At 61.2% G+C, this 18,373-nt stretch carries 30 protein-coding genes; 8 read left to right on the top strand and 22 right to left on the bottom strand.

What is annotated here, in order from left to right:
- Window positions 1–31 precede the first annotated feature (31 nt).
- Window positions 32–463 carry a GNAT family N-acetyltransferase gene (locus tag F7R26_RS07840; protein WP_150990545.1) on the bottom strand — a complete coding sequence of 144 codons (432 nt, stop codon included), beginning with the start codon at window positions 461–463 and terminating at the stop codon, window positions 32–34.
- Window positions 464–1,275: 812 nt separating this feature from the next.
- Between F7R26_RS07840 and F7R26_RS07835 the strand changes: the two genes are divergently transcribed.
- Window positions 1,276–2,016 (top strand): carbonic anhydrase family protein, encoded by a 741-nt coding sequence (locus F7R26_RS07835; protein ID WP_206702515.1) that lies wholly within the window; start codon window positions 1,276–1,278, stop codon window positions 2,014–2,016.
- Between the two features lie 172 nt (window positions 2,017–2,188).
- The gene (locus tag F7R26_RS07830) at window positions 2,189–2,551 is read left to right on the top strand and encodes a hypothetical protein (protein ID WP_150990549.1); all 363 of its coding nucleotides are present in this window, start codon (window positions 2,189–2,191) and stop codon (window positions 2,549–2,551) included.
- A gap of 317 nt (window positions 2,552–2,868) precedes the next feature.
- Here the strand turns inward: F7R26_RS07830 and F7R26_RS07825 are convergent, their stop codons facing one another.
- The gene (locus F7R26_RS07825; protein WP_150990551.1) at window positions 2,869–3,102 is read right to left on the bottom strand and encodes a hypothetical protein; all 234 of its coding nucleotides are present in this window, start codon (window positions 3,100–3,102) and stop codon (window positions 2,869–2,871) included.
- Window positions 3,103–3,465: 363 nt separating this feature from the next.
- Here F7R26_RS07825 and F7R26_RS07820 point away from each other — a divergent pair, with 363 nt between their 5' ends.
- A complete protein-coding gene (locus tag F7R26_RS07820; RefSeq protein WP_150990553.1) occupies window positions 3,466–3,732 on the top strand; it encodes a hypothetical protein in 267 nt (88 codons plus the stop codon).
- Window positions 3,733–4,577: 845 nt separating this feature from the next.
- The gene (locus F7R26_RS40780) at window positions 4,578–4,742 is read left to right on the top strand and encodes an SOS response-associated peptidase family protein (RefSeq protein ID WP_206702504.1); all 165 of its coding nucleotides are present in this window, start codon (window positions 4,578–4,580) and stop codon (window positions 4,740–4,742) included.
- A gap of 1,565 nt (window positions 4,743–6,307) precedes the next feature.
- On the opposite strand, the gene F7R26_RS07810 is transcribed toward F7R26_RS40780, so the two are convergent.
- From F7R26_RS07810 to F7R26_RS07750, 17 genes are all read right to left on the bottom strand, one after another.
- The gene (locus tag F7R26_RS07810) at window positions 6,308–6,667 is read right to left on the bottom strand and encodes a hypothetical protein (RefSeq protein WP_150990555.1); all 360 of its coding nucleotides are present in this window, start codon (window positions 6,665–6,667) and stop codon (window positions 6,308–6,310) included.
- Complete coding sequence (locus F7R26_RS07805; protein ID WP_170301966.1) at window positions 6,668–6,817, bottom strand: hypothetical protein; 150 nt, start codon at window positions 6,815–6,817, stop codon at window positions 6,668–6,670.
- Entirely contained in the window at window positions 6,804–7,295 is a 492-nt protein-coding gene (locus F7R26_RS07800; RefSeq protein ID WP_150990557.1) for a hypothetical protein, read from the bottom strand. Before F7R26_RS07800 ends, F7R26_RS07805 begins: the two co-directional genes overlap by 14 nt.
- A gap of 84 nt (window positions 7,296–7,379) precedes the next feature.
- Window positions 7,380–7,592, bottom strand: coding sequence for a hypothetical protein (locus tag F7R26_RS40870; protein ID WP_241754456.1), 213 nt, complete (start codon window positions 7,590–7,592; stop codon window positions 7,380–7,382).
- A gap of 160 nt (window positions 7,593–7,752) precedes the next feature.
- Window positions 7,753–8,292, bottom strand: a complete 540-nt coding sequence (locus F7R26_RS07790; RefSeq protein ID WP_150990559.1) for a glycoside hydrolase family 19 protein — start codon at window positions 8,290–8,292, stop codon at window positions 7,753–7,755.
- Window positions 8,285–8,692 carry a hypothetical protein gene (locus tag F7R26_RS07785; protein ID WP_170301967.1) on the bottom strand — a complete coding sequence of 136 codons (408 nt, stop codon included), beginning with the start codon at window positions 8,690–8,692 and terminating at the stop codon, window positions 8,285–8,287. Before F7R26_RS07785 ends, F7R26_RS07790 begins: the two co-directional genes overlap by 8 nt.
- A gap of 90 nt (window positions 8,693–8,782) precedes the next feature.
- Window positions 8,783–10,003 (bottom strand): acyltransferase family protein, encoded by a 1,221-nt coding sequence (locus tag F7R26_RS07780; RefSeq protein ID WP_150990561.1) that lies wholly within the window; start codon window positions 10,001–10,003, stop codon window positions 8,783–8,785.
- Window positions 10,004–10,056: 53 nt separating this feature from the next.
- Window positions 10,057–10,305, bottom strand: coding sequence for a phage tail assembly chaperone (locus F7R26_RS41690; RefSeq protein WP_416351326.1), 249 nt, complete (start codon window positions 10,303–10,305; stop codon window positions 10,057–10,059).
- 139 nt (window positions 10,306–10,444) lie between these two features.
- Window positions 10,445–10,720: a gp53-like domain-containing protein gene (locus tag F7R26_RS07770; RefSeq protein WP_150990564.1), complete on the bottom strand. Its 276-nt coding sequence runs from the start codon at window positions 10,718–10,720 to the stop codon at window positions 10,445–10,447.
- 300 nt (window positions 10,721–11,020) lie between these two features.
- Window positions 11,021–11,269 (bottom strand): hypothetical protein, encoded by a 249-nt coding sequence (locus F7R26_RS07765; protein ID WP_150990566.1) that lies wholly within the window; start codon window positions 11,267–11,269, stop codon window positions 11,021–11,023.
- Between the two features lie 851 nt (window positions 11,270–12,120).
- The gene (locus F7R26_RS40865) at window positions 12,121–12,276 is read right to left on the bottom strand and encodes a hypothetical protein (protein WP_241754455.1); all 156 of its coding nucleotides are present in this window, start codon (window positions 12,274–12,276) and stop codon (window positions 12,121–12,123) included.
- A gap of 123 nt (window positions 12,277–12,399) precedes the next feature.
- The gene (locus F7R26_RS40860) at window positions 12,400–12,642 is read right to left on the bottom strand and encodes a hypothetical protein (protein WP_241754454.1); all 243 of its coding nucleotides are present in this window, start codon (window positions 12,640–12,642) and stop codon (window positions 12,400–12,402) included.
- A gap of 195 nt (window positions 12,643–12,837) precedes the next feature.
- Window positions 12,838–13,167, bottom strand: a complete 330-nt coding sequence (locus F7R26_RS40855) for a hypothetical protein (protein ID WP_241754453.1) — start codon at window positions 13,165–13,167, stop codon at window positions 12,838–12,840.
- On the bottom strand, window positions 13,151–13,525 hold the full coding sequence (locus F7R26_RS41410; RefSeq protein WP_277820356.1) for a baseplate J/gp47 family protein: 375 nt from the start codon (window positions 13,523–13,525) through the stop codon (window positions 13,151–13,153). Before F7R26_RS41410 ends, F7R26_RS40855 begins: the two co-directional genes overlap by 17 nt.
- A gap of 2 nt (window positions 13,526–13,527) precedes the next feature.
- Window positions 13,528–13,731: a baseplate J/gp47 family protein gene (locus F7R26_RS41405; protein WP_277820360.1), complete on the bottom strand. Its 204-nt coding sequence runs from the start codon at window positions 13,729–13,731 to the stop codon at window positions 13,528–13,530.
- Window positions 13,732–13,746: 15 nt separating this feature from the next.
- A complete protein-coding gene (locus tag F7R26_RS40845) occupies window positions 13,747–13,965 on the bottom strand; it encodes a hypothetical protein (RefSeq protein WP_241754452.1) in 219 nt (72 codons plus the stop codon).
- A 1-nt stretch (window position 13,966) separates the two neighbouring features.
- Window positions 13,967–14,662, bottom strand: a complete 696-nt coding sequence (locus F7R26_RS07750) for a phosphoadenosine phosphosulfate reductase domain-containing protein (RefSeq protein ID WP_241754451.1) — start codon at window positions 14,660–14,662, stop codon at window positions 13,967–13,969.
- Between the two features lie 35 nt (window positions 14,663–14,697).
- On the opposite strand from F7R26_RS07750, the gene F7R26_RS07745 reads away from it, so the two are divergent.
- Window positions 14,698–14,916 (top strand): hypothetical protein, encoded by a 219-nt coding sequence (locus tag F7R26_RS07745; protein WP_150990568.1) that lies wholly within the window; start codon window positions 14,698–14,700, stop codon window positions 14,914–14,916.
- Between the two features lie 8 nt (window positions 14,917–14,924).
- Here the strand turns inward: F7R26_RS07745 and F7R26_RS07740 are convergent, their stop codons facing one another.
- Window positions 14,925–15,164 (bottom strand): hypothetical protein, encoded by a 240-nt coding sequence (locus tag F7R26_RS07740; protein WP_150990570.1) that lies wholly within the window; start codon window positions 15,162–15,164, stop codon window positions 14,925–14,927.
- A gap of 109 nt (window positions 15,165–15,273) precedes the next feature.
- Window positions 15,274–15,540, bottom strand: a complete 267-nt coding sequence (locus F7R26_RS07735; RefSeq protein ID WP_150990572.1) for a CII family transcriptional regulator — start codon at window positions 15,538–15,540, stop codon at window positions 15,274–15,276.
- Window positions 15,541–15,878: 338 nt separating this feature from the next.
- On the opposite strand from F7R26_RS07735, the gene F7R26_RS07730 reads away from it, so the two are divergent.
- Window positions 15,879–16,124, top strand: a complete 246-nt coding sequence (locus tag F7R26_RS07730) for a hypothetical protein (protein ID WP_150990574.1) — start codon at window positions 15,879–15,881, stop codon at window positions 16,122–16,124.
- Window positions 16,125–16,309: 185 nt separating this feature from the next.
- Here the strand turns inward: F7R26_RS07730 and F7R26_RS07725 are convergent, their stop codons facing one another.
- Window positions 16,310–16,504, bottom strand: a complete 195-nt coding sequence (locus F7R26_RS07725; RefSeq protein ID WP_150990576.1) for a hypothetical protein — start codon at window positions 16,502–16,504, stop codon at window positions 16,310–16,312.
- Between the two features lie 89 nt (window positions 16,505–16,593).
- Here F7R26_RS07725 and F7R26_RS07720 point away from each other — a divergent pair, with 89 nt between their 5' ends.
- Window positions 16,594–17,289, top strand: a complete 696-nt coding sequence (locus F7R26_RS07720; RefSeq protein ID WP_170301968.1) for a S24 family peptidase — start codon at window positions 16,594–16,596, stop codon at window positions 17,287–17,289.
- Window positions 17,290–17,301: 12 nt separating this feature from the next.
- Window positions 17,302–18,309: a S24 family peptidase gene (locus F7R26_RS07715; RefSeq protein WP_150990580.1), complete on the top strand. Its 1,008-nt coding sequence runs from the start codon at window positions 17,302–17,304 to the stop codon at window positions 18,307–18,309.
- The last annotated feature ends 64 nt before the right edge of the window (window positions 18,310–18,373 follow it).

Here is an 18,373-nt window from a genome sequence, read left to right as displayed (position 1 = left end):
AGCCTGCCCCATGCCATCGCCACTAGCGGGATCAGAGCACTTTCTTCATCGAGGGAGCAGGATGGAGAACATAGCTCTCGCGCTCATAGAAAGGAATGGCCTGCGGCCGTGCGTCGAGAAACACCGCAGTCATGTCGCGCGCACGCGCGTCGGCTTCCGCATATGCCATCAGGGCGTGACCGGCACCACTTCCGCGCGCTTGCCCGTCGACCACAAGGTCATCGACGTGCAGGTGTGCCCCACGCGCCAACGTATGGACGGGCCGCATCCCCATCACGCCGATCAGCTTGTCGCCTTGAAAGGCACCAACCAGCTCGTAGCCGGAATGGGATTGCCGGCGCGCCCGGCGCAGGAACTCAGCCTCATCCAGCGAGCGCAATTGCGCAATCACAGGGAAAGCTTGCCCCCATTGCGCAGGGGAAAGCCTTCGGATATCCAGACTGGCGCTGCGATTTGCAGTCATCGTTTCATTCCTGACTCGTTGCCGAAATCACGATTCTGGCACAGGCTTGCGCAGCCAGCAGCCAACATCCACTGCGAAGTCACCCGCTATCGCGTAAAGCCCTAGCCCCCCCTCTACGGCGGGGTACTGAAACTGGTGCGACGCACCACAATCAATAGCGGCGACAGATTGCCCCTTTGCCTTCTCCCGAGGGTGCAGGCAACTACATTGTCGCCCCCTTTGTCACCCAACCGGGATGCAGCATGCGAATGACTCCGATTCTTGCGCTAATGTTGGTGCCGGGCGCAGTTCACGCCCAACTCACGGCCTACAAATCTTCCGGATCGGCTGGCTACGGTGGTTATGCCGCCGCCTCGCAGCAGCAGGGCAGCACGGCCTACGGCTCAGCACAAGGTCAGAGCAATTCGCTCTCTGGCGTAAATGGCGCTATTACGCAGCGCTATAGCAATGCCACTTCGGGCCATCAGCGAGAAGACATGACCGCCGCGCAGACTGCGGGAGCTTCGCGGGACTACGGTGGCGGTGCAAGCAGAACTTCGTTGAATCCGTCGACAGCCCGCTCTCAGCCGGGCAAATGATGGCAGCGACACCGGCTTGCTGAGACCATGAGCGGTGCATTTTCCTGAGTACCCAAAACGAGACGCGGCCGCGGCAAGCTCAAGCGGCATGTCCGCGCCGCTCTCAGGCTCGTAGACCTGAAATGCCGTCTCACCCCAGTACTTTCCATACAAGTCCGGTTTCCGCTTCTGCGCAAACGAAGCGTTAACGTTCGTGCTGACAACGCGGGGATCCCGCCGTGGGACCAAGGTCCAATAGCTCGGGAACCTCACTGCAAATACCATGGGTTTAGCGCTATTCCACAAGCTAAGACCGCGCTCGGCTTCGCCGCCGTTGGGCTGGCGGGAAGCATGGGGGGCGCTGAATCAGCCTACGCGGTGGCGCTATCGAAATCTGCGCGAGACAAATTGACACCGGACCAGATTATCGAGAGCCTTAAGCAAGGAAATAGACGTTTCCGTTTGGGGAAGATGCTACCCCACGATTATCTGGCGCAAAAAAGAGAGACTGCCGGCGGGCAGTATCCAGCGGCGGTGATCTTGAGTTGCATTGACTCCCGAGCCCCGGCCGAGATCATCCTTGACACGAGAATTGGAGACACCTTCAACGCGCGTATCGCGGGCAATATCCTCAATGAGGATCTCATTGGAAGCCTGGAGTTCGCCTGCGCGGCGGCCGGCGCTAAAGTGATCTTGGTGATGGGGCACACAGGATGCGGAGCAATCAAGGGCGCGATTGATCATGTCGAACTGGGAAGCCTGACCGGTCTCTTGGCCAAGATCAGACCGGCTGTGGAAGCAACGCAGTACTCCGGCGACAGAAGCAGCAAGAATGCTGAATTTGTCGATGCGGTGGCAAAGACCAATATTCGGCGCACGATCGACGCCATACGAAGCGGAAGTAGCGTGCTGGCGCCGATGGAGAAGGATGGAACAATCAAAATTGTCGGAGCGATGTACCACTTGAACGGTGGGGTGGTCGAATTCCTCATCTGAAAACGAGACGTGTTGCGTGGAAATCCGACAGGTAGCCAGGATCGGGCTGGTCGAGCTGTAAAGAGGTTGCAGCGCCGAGGACACTGTATATCCATACAGTTAACTCAACTATCCACGCCTGGCTTACGGCGTCTCTTATACTGGATATCCATACAGTACAAATGAGAGAGACATGTTCGCCTGCGATCTGGAAACCGTCTTCCTGTACCGCCGCGCAGCCGATGCTGTCGCCGTGCCCTTTCCTTGCGCGCACATCACGGTGGACGATCCGCTGCTGATTGCCGACACGTGGAATCCTGAGGCAGAAGCGGCGGCGCAGGCCAGCAGCGCCACGCTTACCCTGAACGGCATCGACACGGCAGCAATCATGGCGCTGCCATGGACAATCGACCGCCTGGCATTCAATTACCAAGGCGCCTGGCTAGGCTTCCAGCTTGCCTACAGCATCCAGTTCACAGGTCCTCGCTCGATTTGCCTGCGCACCCGCGGCGAGCGCCACTATGCCACCCGCCAGGAGACGGCATGTTCCCTGTGACCTGCCAGGCGGCGGCGACGCCGCTGCGCGCACGGTTCCCACAGCGGTGAAGTAGCCCTACCGTCTGCCGCCATGCCACCCGATGCTCCAGAGAAATGGGCCCGGGCGCTACGCCACGCCGTTCGCGGTGGCATGCCGGATCCCTATGTCAGGATCTATCGCATGCAGTTCTACATCCCCGGCCCCAACGGCGAGCCGGTGAAGGAGTCGCGCATGCAGACGCACCAGGAATTCCTGAGGTGCGGGTTCAAGCGGTTCGTCCTGCGCACCAACCTGGTTGAGCGGAGCGCCCGCGTCTGGACCTGTTTTTGCCGCATTCACCAGTATCGGCAGTTGGTAACCGGCCCAGTGTTGATGCATCGGATCTGATTGCTGTCTTGAGGCGTCAGTGGCGCAGCTTGCGGCGCCACGTATTGCGGCATTTGACGCCATGCGTTCTGCTGTTGCTGCATCTGCTGGTTTTGCTGCTGCAATTGCGCATTAAGTTGCTGCATTTGCTGGACTGTCATCTGCTGATTGAACTGATACATCTGCAGCTGCTGATCGGTCATTGCATCCCTGTATCCCGTTGTCTGACCGTCCGAGTTAAAGCACATGATTCGGCTTGGCGAAAGGACCCTGTATCGCTCGCATGTCGAATCGCCTGCCATGTAGTATCTTCCGTTCACGAAGTTCGGCGCCGCCGAGCTTGCGCAGCCGGCGACTGTCACAGCCAGAAAGAGCGTTGCAATTATTTTCATGGGTTGTTTCTTGAGCCCGTGTTGCGACGCGCATTCGTCATGCATCGTCCAAAACGATCGCGATTTTCGCAATCGTTGACGCGTCATGCAAGCGGTATTGCAGGCAGCGGACTATCGGCGATCCTCCCTCGTACATCATGATCTGCCCCAAGAGTAGCGGACAGGCATTCGCTCATGAACCGCTTCCATGCATCCAACATCCGGGCCAAGGTCATCGCGCAGCCAACACCGCCTATCGCAGCAGGCCTGGCGCGCAGCTTCGGCGTACTCAACGCTCACAAGCCTGGTCACGACCCTTGCCGGCACAGGCGCAATCGGCGCCCAGGATGGGCCCGTCACGTCGGCAACCTCTCCCAGCCCGACGAGCGTGGGACCAACGGCGTGGTCTATGTCGCGGATTCAGGAAACAGCAAGATCCGTAAGCCCGCGCCAACTCCGTAAACCGTAGCGGATAGCTGGGCGACAGTGCCGCGCTGCGCCTCCCCCCAAACTCACCGTTCAGCGAGATATCCAGCAGTTCGTGCCGGTCTGGGCGACCCACACTACCGCGCACGCCAGCGGCGGCCCGGAAGGCTGCTTCGCCCACTACGCCACAAAAAATGAAGAAGCCGGCACATGACAGGCTTTGACTGAATTTAAGGACATCTTGTCACCTGACTTTTACAAATTAAATTTATTGCATATCAGATTTTAATTTGATTTAATTCGCGCCGCACGGCATCTGCTGTGCCCCTTTGCGCTCCTGCTTCCGCGCAAGACCGGCAAGGATCTCCCGTCTCGGCCGGTCTTCTTTTTATGCCCGCATCCGATACGGCGTGTCCCAGCGCTGGTGTGACACACGATGCCGGCCAGCGTTGGCACTGATTGCCTTTGGCATTCACTTACGCCATCCACTCTTGCCCGTGGCCAGGCACACCCCAACCAGCTGCAGCGCGCATACGGCGGCAGTTGTCACGCGTCGCACATGCAAATCCTGGAGACTTTCCGAGCCAAGATCCGCTGGAAGCCATGCGTCGAAGAGTGCGAGGCTTGGGAAAAAGGGTTCTTCTCGCCCTAGCAGAACGTTTCCACTCGCAAGGAAAACCGGAGGGACTAGCCGCGTGAACAACTACCCCCCTATTCAGCGCCAGTTGCTCCGCGACATCTATTGCGTCGAGCCCGCCTCCGCTCGACTATCCACCGTAGGCTTGGCCGGACTATGCCGCGCCGATCATAGTCGGCAACGGCGGCCGCCAGACGCCGGTCCGCACGTTCGGGATAGCGCCGAAAGGCGCACCCCACCCAGCATGGCCAAGTTCGACACGACCAACGCCAGATCGGAGACGGGGATGGGGGAGAAGCGGTCGTTCTCCGGCTCGTGGAAGAAGGGGCAGCCCTGCCTGGTGCCGGCCAGCGCGTTCTATGAACCCAACTACGAGGCCGAGCTCAAGTCAGTCGGCTGGAAGATCTGACTGAAGGATGAGCCGGCGTTCGCCCTCGCAGGCCTGTGGCGCGCCTAGCTTAGCGAGGCCGGCGGCAAGGTACTCAGCTTCACCATGCTGACGACCGACTCGGACGAGCATCCACTGGTCAACCGCTTCCATGCTCCGGGCAAGGAAAAGCGGATGATCGTGATCATCTGCAGGCGGAGTGGGATGATTGGCTGACGTGCCGGAACCCGGAACGGGTGCGCGGCTTCATGTGACTGCGCGATGACCTGCCCGACCAGAGCGCCTGCTTGTGGAAGTGCTTCACACCTTGGTGCAATACCGACGAGAAGCCGGTCTTCATCACCCCCTCAAGAGTCCCCGCCGGATAAGTGATGCTGCGCTCGCCAACCTGGGAGCGGACCCAAGAGAAACATCGCCTCACCGCCGCGGGCGCCAGGGAAGTGCCGCCGAAGGTGACGTAGGCCATAGCACCCAAGTTTCCTATCGGCCCGGACGGCCGGTACCAGCACCCGAAGCGTACCGCCGCCGAGCGCCGCGCCATCTACGCGCGCAACCCCTGCCCCGAGGTCCGGGAACTGCTTTGGGAGATTCACCGCCTGCACATCCTGCTGCTGCGCGCCAACCAGTTGCAAAGGCCTATGGTGCTGGCTGTCATGCCACGCACGCGCAGATACTGGAGGCATTCCAAGCCGAGATTCGTGGCGAGCCGTGCATCGAAGAGCGGGAGGCCTGGGAACGGGAGTTCTTCGGGGACCCAGCAAAGCACCTACACTCGCAAAGAAGACCGCAGTGACCAGCCGTGTGCAACAGCCACGCCCCTGTCGGCTCCAAATCCGAATCAGGGGTGTACCTTGGGAACCCCCCTAAATGCCGGGTGATATGGCACCTTCCAGCCATTCCGAACCCTGTCGATCGCGGTCTGCTGGCAGACGCCGGCCTGAATCTGCTTCTCAACTTCGGCGTTGGCGGCTTCGCTTTGGAAAATCGGGGTGTCTAGCGGCTGAACTGGAGGGCATGACCCCGGTTTTGGAGGCGGCACACGTCCGACCCTTTCCGGGACGAACTCGCAGAACCACGTTCTGCCATTGCACGCCTGCTGATCAGGATCGACCCAATATGTAAAAACGCCGAATGCCAGGATCCCTATCAGGATGAGCGCCGCCCGCGCACTTACGAACCGCCAATAGAATAAAACGGCCGCCGCCCATGCTATAGCGCCCATGCCTTCATGCCTCCTGTGCGTGTATTGTGGCAACGCCGAAACGCGCTGGGGCTGAATTGTAGCGCCTCGCGGCGCCATGCTGCCACACTCAAGCTAGCGCCAGACGGCGTCGACCTGACGCTGTTTCAGTAATCGCTACTGGCAGGTGGCTACGGTCGCCCTCAGCCTGACCTCATAGCCCGCGCGCAGCGCAAGCTCGGCCAGCGCGGCCTAGAGGAACTCGAAGTCGCTAGCGGTGGCGGGGACCTTCGCCAGCGGCCAGTCCAGCTCGGGGATCTCGGCCGCCTTACACTGCACGGCCACCGGCACCCTCACCTCCGCCGGCTTCTCGATCACCTGCGGCGCGGCGGCGCAGCCGGCGAGACTACAAAGCGCGGCGCAGATTATTCGCAAAATTTTGCTGCGTGCCGCCTGCGCCGCAAAATTGCGTTTTTGCGCAAGTTGCCCGTTCATAGCTTCGCCGCTCGGTCGTGAAGGTCTGCCACAACCCGTGCAGCGACGCGCATTGATCCGCGCCCGACGTCTGCGCTTGGATCTTGCCGGCCAGCAGTGTGTATTTGGACTGGGCGGCCTGCGCTTCGGCGTCGGCCTTTGCCGCGGCATAGGCGCAGATCTTGGCCTGCGCCGCCAGGTCAGCCACCGCGGCATTCTGCTTTGTCGCCGCGTCCGCCAGCGTCTGGTTGTCGTCCCTGCCCTTGACCAGGTCTATCCGGGCCCACACCAACTAAGCGCGCGCCGTGTCCCGCTCGCCGCGATAGACGCAGACCGATCCGCCAGCCAGCGCCAAGATGATCAGCACGGCCGCGCACAGGATGCGCTCGGGCGTGGCGAACACGGCTTTGATGGCCGCCCCGATAGCGTCAAGAATCAGCATGGTGAATCACCTCCGTGGGCGTGAATTGGTAGCCTTCCCGGGCGTACTTCTGGGCGATCCAGAGCGGGAACGGCATGTCGTGGATGCCTTCGTCCTTGCCGGTGTGGTGGGCCTTGCAGAGCAGAAGCCCGTTCACCGTCATGTCGTCAACGAAGGTGTAGGGGTCGGCCGGGTCGAAGCGATCCCAGTCGAAGACGGCCGCGTGCGGCCCCAGCGCGCCGGCGCGCGCGAATGTGGCCACGCTGGCCCAGTCGATCATGTTGGCCAGCAAGCGCTCGATGGGATGGTGGTGCGCCTCGAGCAGGTGGCCGCTTTCTTCCGCCGTCTCGCCGCAGATGAAGCAGCACCCGCCCTCGCGCTCGATGAGCGCCTTCTTGGAATGCAGGAACAGGGGCGTGGTGGTGCGCGCCTCGTGCCCCGGCAGCAGCACGTCGACGGCGAGCGTCTCTTTCTCTTCGTGGGTATCGGTGACAGCCATTGGGGCCTCAGAATGCAAAAAACCGCCCGAAGGCGGCTGGAATGAGAAAAATGATGGTGGTCTGAGAGAAAAGGCGGGGACCTGTCAGCAGCCCCCTCCCTCCGGAAACTCGGCCAGCGGCACCGTCTGGCCGGCCAGCGCATGCGTGCAGTCGCCCAGGAACTGGATGCGGCCGTCCGTCACGAAGCTGTGGCACACGCCACACTCGAAGTCGCGCTCTTCGTCCGGGTGCTCGGCGTAGTAGGCGCACCAGCAGCCGCCGCCGTCATGGCCCTGGACGTGATGACCAGCTCGCACCAGCACGCTGGGCGTGAAGGTCGGCGCTCGACATCGCCTTTCCAGCCCCAGCGCGGGCCAGGCCCGGCGCCATGCTAAATCGTGTGGGAAGCGCCGCAGCCCGGGCACCAGAAGGAAAGCCCGTTGCCGGGCGAGTCCTGCAAAACCTTCGAAAGCACGCTCATGCAACCTCCAGTACTGTTTTGGCCTTCGCCCAGAACGCCCGCCGCTCGGCAATGCCATTGATCCCACCGTTGATGGCCCGCGTCAGCCCCACGAAGTCGCCCGCATCGGCAAAGCGGTTCAGGTTGTGCGTGTGCCAGTACCAGCCGGCAGACGCCGCCGCGTGTACGGGCAGCTCGGGCTGCGTCAGCAGGTCCAGGTGCAGGCCGAAGCCGCACAGCAGGTAGTTCTTCCGCCCGGTGACCTGGATCAGGCCGCGCCCCATGAACCGCTTGCCGTCGCCGGGCTCGACGTTGCCCAGATCCGCCCTGCCCTCGTACCGGCGCTGCGTAGGCGTCGGCCCCCAGATCTCGCGCAGCAGGCGCAACTGCCCGGACTCGTGCGCAACCTGGGCGAGGAACGCAGCCGCGCGCGTGGACGTGTTGACCTCGAACTGCAGCATCGCGGCGGCCAGCGGCGCAGCGAACGCGTCGGCGCGCGCGCCGGCCAGCGGCATGATGGCGCGCAACAGCGCAGCGGTAACCAGTGCATCAGCCATGATTGCCCCTCGTCACCGCGTCGCGCACTTCCCCCGCCACCTCGGCCAGGTCCTTGTCGCGCCGGCGCTCGATGAAGTTGAACAGCCAGCGCACGATAGCCCAGCCCGGCAGGCCGCAAGCGAATACAACGCCGAACAGCGCCACCAGGCCGATGTAGTCGTGCGTCCAGGCCTGCAGCCCGAACTTCTGCACGACGGCCGCGCCGCCGGCCACGCTGGAAACGACGGTAGAGATCAGCCCTACCGCCCACTCTCTTGGGCTTCGTGGAGTCATCATCATCACTACGAGGGCGGCGAGACCGGATGCGCCGGCGGCAACCGCCGCCGGGCCGCCGAAGGCTTTGAAGGCAGCAGCGCCCGCCACGCCGGCTGCGGCACCGCCGCTGATTGGTTCGGACATTTGTGACCCCGGAAAAGAAAAGGCCCGCTCTATGGCGGGCGTGAAAAAGCCGCCCAGAAGGCGGCTGTGGTGGCTATCAGAAACTGAACTCTATGCGTGCTGTGCACCTTCGTTCGTCGCCGCGGCGAGGTGCGGTGGCGCTACCCACCTTTTCATCGCCCGCATCAGCGGAAGTTCAACAAATCGGTGTACGAACAGCGCCAGAAGGATGCTTCCAACGAGAGCTATTGTGAGACCCATGCCACTTTGGCTCATGTTCATCCAGGCCCACTGCTCGCCAATCGTTCGAATCGTTTCCAGCAATATGGTGTGGGTCAAATAGAGAGCATAGGAGGCATCCCCCAGCAGCAGCACGGGGCGCCACTTACTGGTGAATCCAGCGGAATGCAACAGGAGGATCGTAGATACAACGAGAACTGGAACCGAATAGATCAAAGGTGCTACCGGAACGAAACGATTAATCTCCATTAGCTGCGGATGCGCGGCCAAGTTCGAAACCAAGAATAGAACCAACACGAATCCCGACATTACAACAAGCGACACCCTACATTCCTTGATCGCCTCCACAGGTAGCGCCTTCCAGACATAGAAACAAGTTATTCCCGAGATGAAGTACCACGTATGCTCACCTCCGTAGAAGGAGACAAACTCATTACCTCCATCTAATGCCAGATTCGCCCCTATGATTACAAGCAAAGCAATTGCGGTGAGCGGCGGCGCAAACCTTCGGGAAACGAACAGGGATACTGAGTACAAGACATAATAGAACATCTCAAGATTGAGCGTCCAGCCAACACCCAACATAGGCTGCATATTCCCTGCATGGTCTCGATAAGGAATGAAAGCTAGGCTCTTGAACAGGTTTACTAGATTATCGCCATTGCCTAGCCCATGGCTGGTCGTCATCCAGACAAAAATCTGGGTCGGCTGGCGTAGCGCCCAATCAAGCAAAACTGGGAACATGTACAGTGGATTTGATAACCCTAGCCCCACCCAAAGCACACAGAACACGACTGCCAGCCAATATAATGGAACCACTCTTACTAGCCGCCGGAACAGAAAATCTCGGGCAGAAACAGTGCTCTGCGCGATGTAGGTCATAATGAACCCACTGATAACAAAGAAAATATGAACCCCTTGGAAATCAGTATGCCTCAGATCACCGACAATGTAATTTGTGTGATAAAAAACAATCGCAAGCGCCGCCAATCCGCGCAACAACTGCAAATTTGTAATCATTGATGGAAGCCTTATTATTTCCAGATTGCCGCCCAACCCGATCCAATCTGTTACTGGCGTAGATTTTCGCACAATCTCTCCGGCTGCGCCGCCCCTAGCGGCTAGCTTACCTTCAGCCCACTCGACTATCGAGCTGGACTCGACGGAAAGTTGACCGTATGCGGTAACCCGGGCTGCGTCGATACGTCTCGAAGAGCTTGGCGGTAGACCAAGAACCGATCCCTTGTCGCAGTCGGTACGTCGGGAAGCTGCGTCCAATCGGTAGCGCGAAGCATCTTGTCGCGGACGGTACGCGTAGTAGTAGCCAGATCCGCAGCGGTGGGATCCGGGCGATCCACGACCTCGGGATTGCCATCGGCGTAGGCGACTATCATCTTCACTGCTGACTCGGCCAGCATCAGTTCGGCTTTCCGCTGGGCGCTGGGCGCTGAGGTCGACAGGGAGATTTGGGTACTCATCCAACGAATCGGCGGGATAGAAGCCACCAGTCGTACTTAAGAATTTCCAGTCCATCTACCACCCCACTATGATTGCGGTAATTTGAGAGGCGCTGGAGCTGCCGTTGTTGAGCTGCGTTGCCCCGGTCGTTGAAGGCGAACCGATGCCGCCGGCGGCAGCCCCACTAATGCCTCCCGAGCCGTTAAAACCTGCAACGTCGTTGAGGTAGACATTGGGGAAGGCAATCAGGAAAGCCCAGTTAGAACCACTGCCAGAGGGAACAGCGGCAACGGAACGCCACTGAATGATCAGAGTAAGTTTAGACCCGCCCACAAGAACCAGGATCTTCACGTAGCGATTAGCCGAGAGGATTTCCGCAAACTGCCCAAGGTTGACCGCATGCTGAGTCGCAGTTGGCCTCGCTACTGCGAACAGCTGGCTAGCCAACCCAGCTAGGGCCGCATACCGCGCGTCACCCGCCCCAAGGCTCACCGCATGGTTACTCTGCGCGGGCGCTGCCGCCTGCAGCGCGCCGCCAGCGCACTCGAGCAAGACCCACGAGCTGATGTCCCCCCGCCAGACTGCCTGGCACTTGCCGCCAGCGACAATCTCCCCACCCTGCAGCGCACTTTGCGCGCCGCCTACCAGCGGCTAAGCGCCCAGGCCGTTGACGTTCAGCGTCGACGCGCCGCCGTTCGCGGTCTTGGCCTTGCACCACAACACCATACGGTCGGTCAGAGCGGCGATTGCCGGGCTGTAGCTGACGGCATACACGTTGGCCGAACTGGTATCCACCGCTATCGTCAGCGCGTTCTGCTGGAGTGCATGCAGCAGGTCGACTGGCAAGATCGGGGCGTTCGCGGCCTGGGCGATGTTGGCCGTGGTGATCGTGTTCGCCACCGTCACCACCCACAGCCCGGTATAGCCAGCATCCGGGGCCGGCGTGGTCTACGTGCCGGTGGTGGCCGAGACACCGGCCTTGACGGTGATAGTTACGCGAGCAGTGAATGATCTGGTGTCCGTGAGACGCTAGAGCGCTCAAAATATCCCCCTTTGTAGGGGACCGATTTCCGAGCAATCGGCGCATCATTCCTACCGCCAATCTGGCCCCGGATTCGATAGCCTCAGTTGCTGATATGACCCAAATCGCCTGCTTCTTCGCTTTCCAGCCGCTCTGGTTATTCCCTCTCCGCCGAATCTTTGCGCGGACACACCTACCCACGTCGATTGCCTTCCTCGCAATTATTCCGGCTGTAGGCCCGCTGATCTGTGCGTGGATCCTACCGATACGCCCCTGGCCTATTAGGCGACGAGTGGCTGATTCATTTAGGTGAGCAGCAGGTGGCTAGCGTCAAGCGCGCTGCCTGCCATTGTTGGCGATGTAGATTCCCCCGTCGTGGGGGATCGTCCAGCAGCTGCATCGACGCAGAATACCGATGGCCCGTTAGATTGGGACTTGCTAGCCCTCTCCACCGAACTTCTCCGCCACAAGGATCTTGCAGTGATGCACGCGAACAACTGCTCAACCGCGACTCAGAAAATAAAGCCAACGGCACAGCAGCTAGCCGAGCGACGAATCCGAGCGCTCGCGGATATGCTAGAGGAGGCTATCAAGAGCAGCCCTCCGCCGAAACCTCCCCGCACAAAAAACTGCGGAGCGAGCGCCTTACCGACTCACGCCCACACCCGATAGGGCGTCCCCGGCTCAGGCGCGACGACAATGCCGCTCAGCGCCGCCAGTTAATCGGCGGTCAGCTCGCGTGCCACCCTGAGGTGGCGCGACCACGAAGCGGCATGAGCTTGTACTGTGCAATGCGCCTCCACACGATCGTGACCACAGGCTTGACGCTGTCGACGGCGGCATAAATGTCGACGTCGGTCAGGCCGCCCTGGATCATCGAGAGCAAGGCGTATGATGCGCGGGAAGCTCGCGCGTAGCCGCCGGTACGAGATGCCGTAGCCGGCAATGACCGGAATCCCCGTGCCAACCGAGCGCAATGCGGTCACGAACGCCTGGAATGGCATGAGTATCAGCCGTGGGCACCCGTCATCCCATACCCAATCAGCGGGCCGCCATGCACCCCAGTGTCCGCCGGCCGCGTCGGCTCGATCACCACGGACGTGCAGCCGGTCAGGTCCCGCAGCACCCTGATCTGCCCGGCGCGCGTCGCCCGCTCGCGGAACAGGTTGATCTGGATCCGCCCCCGGAAGGAATCGTCCGGCTGGTTGGTCGTACGCAGCAGCGCTGAACCGAAGAAGTCCGCCGCGATCATGTCGAGCCAGCCGTCGGTGGCGGACTTGATGCGCGCCTACAGAAGCAGCATAGCTCAGCAGGCTGTAGATGAAGGCAGCAGCGTAAGCCAAACCCTGCAGCGGCCGGTGATAACCGGAGATCGGCTCTCATCGGGGAACCAGCGTGGCAGATCGCCCCACAGCCAGCGGTAGAGATCGTTTTGATCGCCGGTCACTTACGCTACCGAAACCGAAGACCTCTTGATGGCTTGCTGCACCGTTGCGGCCAGATCGGCCGTGCCACAATTCAGCGCCACGCCAGTCACGCCGATCGCGCTGGTCACGCTGGTCACGCCCGGCGAGGCGTCGTAGACAACGTGGGCCCATCGGGAATTGGTCAGCGTCTGCCCGAGCCCGATCGCATTGATGTAGTTCTTCAGTGCCGTCACGACCAGCGCTTTAGCTGCCGTCGCGTCGTAGCCAGCCACGATCGCGCACATCGTGACCACCAAGGCATCGAGCAGCGCCGGCCCGAAGACCCCGATACTTCTACACAGCGATAGCATTGGCGACCATAACCTGGAACGTGCCGCCCGACGCGCCAGTGCCGTCATCCACCACCACATAGAAGTAGCCCATCTGTACTGCGCCAGCGTAAGTCTGATTCTCGACCAGTGAGTACGTGACACCCTGCTTGAGGGACGTGATGGCGTAGCCCACGGTATCCTTCGTGGCCTTGGACAGGCTGCGAGTGTAGGCGATGAAGCTCGCGCGCGAGGCCGGATCCAACTCAGCGTCAGCGCCGTTGGCAAAGCTGGCGCCGTTCGTGACGGTATCCACGCTCGAAATTGCCCCCGCGATCACCGAGACCGCGCCGATCACAGCGTTGCCGGCCGCGCCGACCACCATCGATAAGACGGCCACGCTCACACCAGGCTTGCCCGCCACCAGCGCATAGCCGCACAGCGCGGCGCGGCAGGCCAGATTTGTCGTGCGGCGACGACCGCATACTGCTGCCTGCCGTCGGCCGTCTGAATGGTGGCGCCGACCGGCACCGCGACCTGCTGCGTCGCGGTTAAGCCAGGGAACGTGACTAGCCAGGTCGCGTATGTGGCCGGTAGCCGGCTCACGCCGAAGTCGGCCACCTAGCTGTCCAGGTCGGCACCGCTGGACGTGGCCGCACGCGTGATTGCCAGGACCTGCATGATCAGGCTTTCGAGCCAGACCGTCACCGCGGCGTTCGCCTCCACAGCCGCACGCAGGATCGACCCGATCGTGAGATCGAGCAGGACGCTTGCATAGCCCTGAATGGCGGTCACGCTCTCGCGCACCAGCGTGGTGAAGTCTTTCGTGGAAATAGCCATGTCAGCGGTTCACGTCAAAGCTGGAGGTACAGCGGGTTAGGCTGAATACCGGCCAGTTCGTGAGCTTGGAAGACGTCGCGTGCGGTCCAGCGCAGGATTGGTCGGTAGTTGAACAAACCACCGCCCACCACCTCGAAAGCCCGCACGCACCAGTGCCTTGCAAGCGGTCACGCCGGGAGTCGCTTTCGTCAATGCGCACGCCCTGCCACGACCAAACGGCAAGGCCAGCGTCCAGCAGGTCGACTGCATACTCGGTCAGGGGCTGGGTCTTGAGGTAGTCGGTGCAATACTGGCGCTTCCTCGAAGGGAAGCCGCCCTTCAGCATGCACATGTCCAGATAGGGGTTGCCGGTCGGATGCAGCAGATCGAGTGCGCGCGCTGCAGCGGCAGGCGTCCATTGGTACATGAACTGGCGCCGGCCGTACACAGCACTCTCGGGCTCGCCCGCTGCCAGCCGAGCCAGGTTTGCCCGCTTCGTAGCAAACTCGTCTGCGAAGTCCGCTCGTACAACGTCCACCTTGATCCCCAACGCGGCCGGCAGATAGGTCAGCGCATACTCGTACGTGGCTTGGTGCTCATTGCCGGTGTCAGCGAAGACGAACCGGCATGCGGCGACGCGATGCTGCTCGATCGCCAGGATCGCAGTTGCCGTGCTGTCCTTGCCGCCGGACATGGATACGACGTGGACAATGCTCATGCTAGGATCTCCGACCAACGACCGGAGAGACTGACATGAGCCGTGCGAACCGAGATAGAAAGCTCCTTGACGCGCTGAAAAAGGAGCGCGATGAGGCGCTGCGGCTACTTGAGATAGAGAAGGAGCGGTGCAGGCTCGGCGGCGTAGACGGCCCGCATCTTCAGCAATTGAACCTGCAATACTCGGATGCGTACCGGAAATACAAAGCCCTGTCTGACGCCCTCGGCCATGGTTCGGCTCAGGGCTCGAAATAGGTAATCCTTCACGCCGCCACCTCGTCGCAAACCTCGTCCTCAATCGGCACGCCGCTGATCGGGCGTAGATCGCTGTCGTAGCAGTCGAATTCGGTGTCCATGCCGGACACCCACGGCTTATCAGCGTCAATGACGCGCAGCGGCGCGCCGGCCGTCTCGCATAACCAGGCAGAGCCATCGGTGATCCAGCGGCCCGGACCAAGCACCCGAACGATGTGACCGAGGTTCTCGGGATAGGGGTCGCGCACAATGTAGGCCAGATCGCCAGGCTTGCAGTTCGTGGCCGCATCTCCCAAAGCACCAACGCGCCGACGATCACAATCACCAGCGCCACCCAGCCCATCATCAGGTCGTCCATCACACGCCCTCCAATCCCTTCTTGGCCAGGCAGCGCAGCGCCTCGTACTCGGCGCGCGGCAGGCAGACGGTGCTGCCATCCCCGGGCGCGACCACGTCCAGCTCAAGCACTTCGAACAGCTGGCAGATCTTCGCGAACGGCAGGCTGTGCCCGTTGTTGTTCAGGAAACGCGAGAAGTTCGTCGGCTCGACGCCAATCAGCTCTGCGACACGCTTCTGGGTCATGGGAGCAACGCGGTTCAAAACCATCGATTCCAGGCTAGGCATGCGGTGCTCCCGTGTGCGTTAACCGTTCCATAAGATTCAATCCAACAAGACAACGCAGCTGGCGCGCCGAGGCCGCCGGCAGGAAAAGGGAAAAATGGGAAACGGATGCCATCACCGAGCGCCCCCGCAGGAAGCGACCCGGCCGGCGCGTGTGCGCCTGCTATTGTCATGTGCAGCCATCTGCGTATGTCGCAGCATGGTGATTCCCCCGGTCGGGCTCTATCAGGACCGTTCAATAAAGCGCGAGTCGCCCCGCGCGCCATCTATCTGGCGCACCCCCTCAGGTGTGGAACAATCAAGACATCTGACCTTCCCAACTGCCCACAAACGGGGGATGCATGAAAGAACAAGACATCACGGCTGCTTTTGTTGCCAACGCGAAGACCGGCCTGCATTTGGAAAGCGGGTTGGTCTTGCTGGAGCTTTCCTTGGCAAACTCGCCAGAGGACGCAGCTGCCGGCAAACTCACGTCACAGTGGTACGCGCTACCGCCCGAAGTCGCGCAGCAGCTCGCTGTGCGACTCGCCGAGCAAGCTCGATCTCTTCTGGCGTGGGATCAGGCTCAACAAGGACAAAGAAACTGATTCCGCCGATGGAGAGGCGACACGCTACAAGGCGGCTGCCTACGGAATCGCAAAGCGGTTTCATGTGCCTATCTCCGGCGGTGCGGCTTCGGGTCATAGATCGCTCTCCGCGGGTCGCTTTTAGGCGGCCTCGGGATGGGATTCGTGGGTGGTCGCCTTGGGGCCGGCACCCTTCTTCGACGGCTTCAGTTCTTCTCGATCTGCCAGATCCAGTTGCCCCAATCGACGGCATCTGGAAATCGCGCACGCAGAAACATCACCCACGACCGAGGTATGTGGTTGCTCGTCTGCCATTGCGAAATCCGGCCCTTACTGAGACCTGTCTCGCTGATGACAGCCTGGGGGCCACCGAGGGCCTGGATGAGTTCGCGTGCATTCATGCCGCCAAGTGCAGAACTCTAAACCACCACTATCGAGCCCTCTAAACCGACTTTGGTTTAGATTTCTAAAAATGACCCTAAGCGAACGAATGCAAGTGATCCTGGACGAAACCGGCGCCGAGGCTGTGGCGCTGGCGAAGGCCGCCGGCGTTACCAAAGGAACGGTTAGCCAGTGGCTGAGCGGCCAGATCAAATCCATCAAGCTGGAATACGCCGTTGGCATCCAAGATGCCTACGGCTACAACGCCTTGTGGATCGTCATGGAGAAGGGTGAAAAGAAGGTGGCGGCGGCTGCGGCCAATGACGACGAAGCGCAGACGGACGAAGAGCTCAAGGCATTCGCCGGTAGCGACTTCCAACGCATGCCCAAAGGCCGACAAGTTCCTGTCGTGGGCCAGGCCCAGGGCGGCCCCGACGGGTACATCAGCATCCACGACTACCCGCCAGACCAAGGTGACGGCTGGATCATCATGCCCACCCGAGACCCGTCGGCCTATGGCCTGCGTGTCCGCGGGGACAGCATGCGCCCACGAATCAAGAGTGGGGAGTTCATCCTGGTCGAACCCAGCTTCGAGGCGCAACCAGGCGACGACGTCGTGGTCAAGTTCCGGGATGGCAGCGCGGTCGCCAAGGAACTGCTCTGGGTCCGCGATGATGAGGTGTGCCTGGGGTCCATCAACAATGGCGTCCCCCCGATGACACGCCCCCTGGAATCTGTGCAAACGATCCACCGGATCGCAGCCATCATCCCGCGCGGATCTCCCCTACATGTGCCCAGTGCCTGACGCGATCGAACCATGAGTGCACCTAGGTGGCGCGCTCGAAAGACCCTAGAGGCCCGGCAGCTCGAAGACGCTGAACGGCTGAGCGCCCTATTCGCGCAGCACAAGGGCCCCTTCAGCGTCGCTGAATTCGCTCGCCACCATGAGATCGGCCCCCAAATTACGCAGTACCTAGCCGGACAATTGCCGCTCAGCGTGAACATCGCGGCGGCCTTCGCACGAGGCCTCGGCCTCGAGATCGACGCGATCGGCCCCCGCCTGGCAGCGGAAAGCCGTCGACTGCCATCCGACCTAGACACCATCATCACGCTCACGGCCGGCGCAGAGGGCGGCAGCACGCCGCCCGAGCGACTGCTGATCGCGATGGCAGAGCAGCACCTGGACGTCAGCGCCCTCTCGGCCCAACTGGGCATCGAGACCGCGGTGGCCAGAGGCTGGCTTGAGCCGGCCGCGCCAAAGCTACAGCTGCACCACGCAGTCAAGCTGCAGGAAGCTTACGGCTACAGCCCGGCATGGTTGATCAATGGCGTCGGCGCCTCAAAGCTCAGCAATCTGCAGGAAGCTGAGCTGGACGAACCGAGCCTCTCGTTCGATATCGTCACAATCCCCCCGAACAGCTTCAGGCGCATTCCAGTGGTTGGCATGGCACAACTCGGCGACAACGGCCACTTCTCGGACATCGAGTATCCAGTCGGCCATGGCGATGGCTTTGTTACGTTCATTACGTCGGATCCCGACGCATACGCCCTATGCTGCAACGGGGATTCTATGCGGCCGCGCGTCAAACATAATGAGTTTGTTGTGATCGAGCCAAACCGCTCGGTAGCGAACGGCGACGAGGCTCTGGTGAAGTCCCAGGATGGCCGCGTCATGGTGAAAGAACTGGCCTACGAGCGCGACCGGGTTGTGAGCCTCTCGTCGGTCAATGAGCGCCATGGCATGCTGCGCATCCCTCGGGAGCAGATCGAGCGGCTGCACTATGTCGCGGGCATTGTGAAGGCATCGGCCTGGCGGCCGGATTGAGCTATCCTAAGTGGGGGCTAGGAAATGCGCAAAAATGCATATTGCATCACTACTTCTTAAGGAG

Origin of the sequence: Cupriavidus basilensis (assembly GCF_008801925.2) — a bacterium.
Taxonomy (GTDB): Bacteria; Pseudomonadota; Gammaproteobacteria; order Burkholderiales; family Burkholderiaceae; genus Cupriavidus; species Cupriavidus basilensis.
This window is presented reverse-complemented; position numbering and strand designations above follow the sequence as displayed.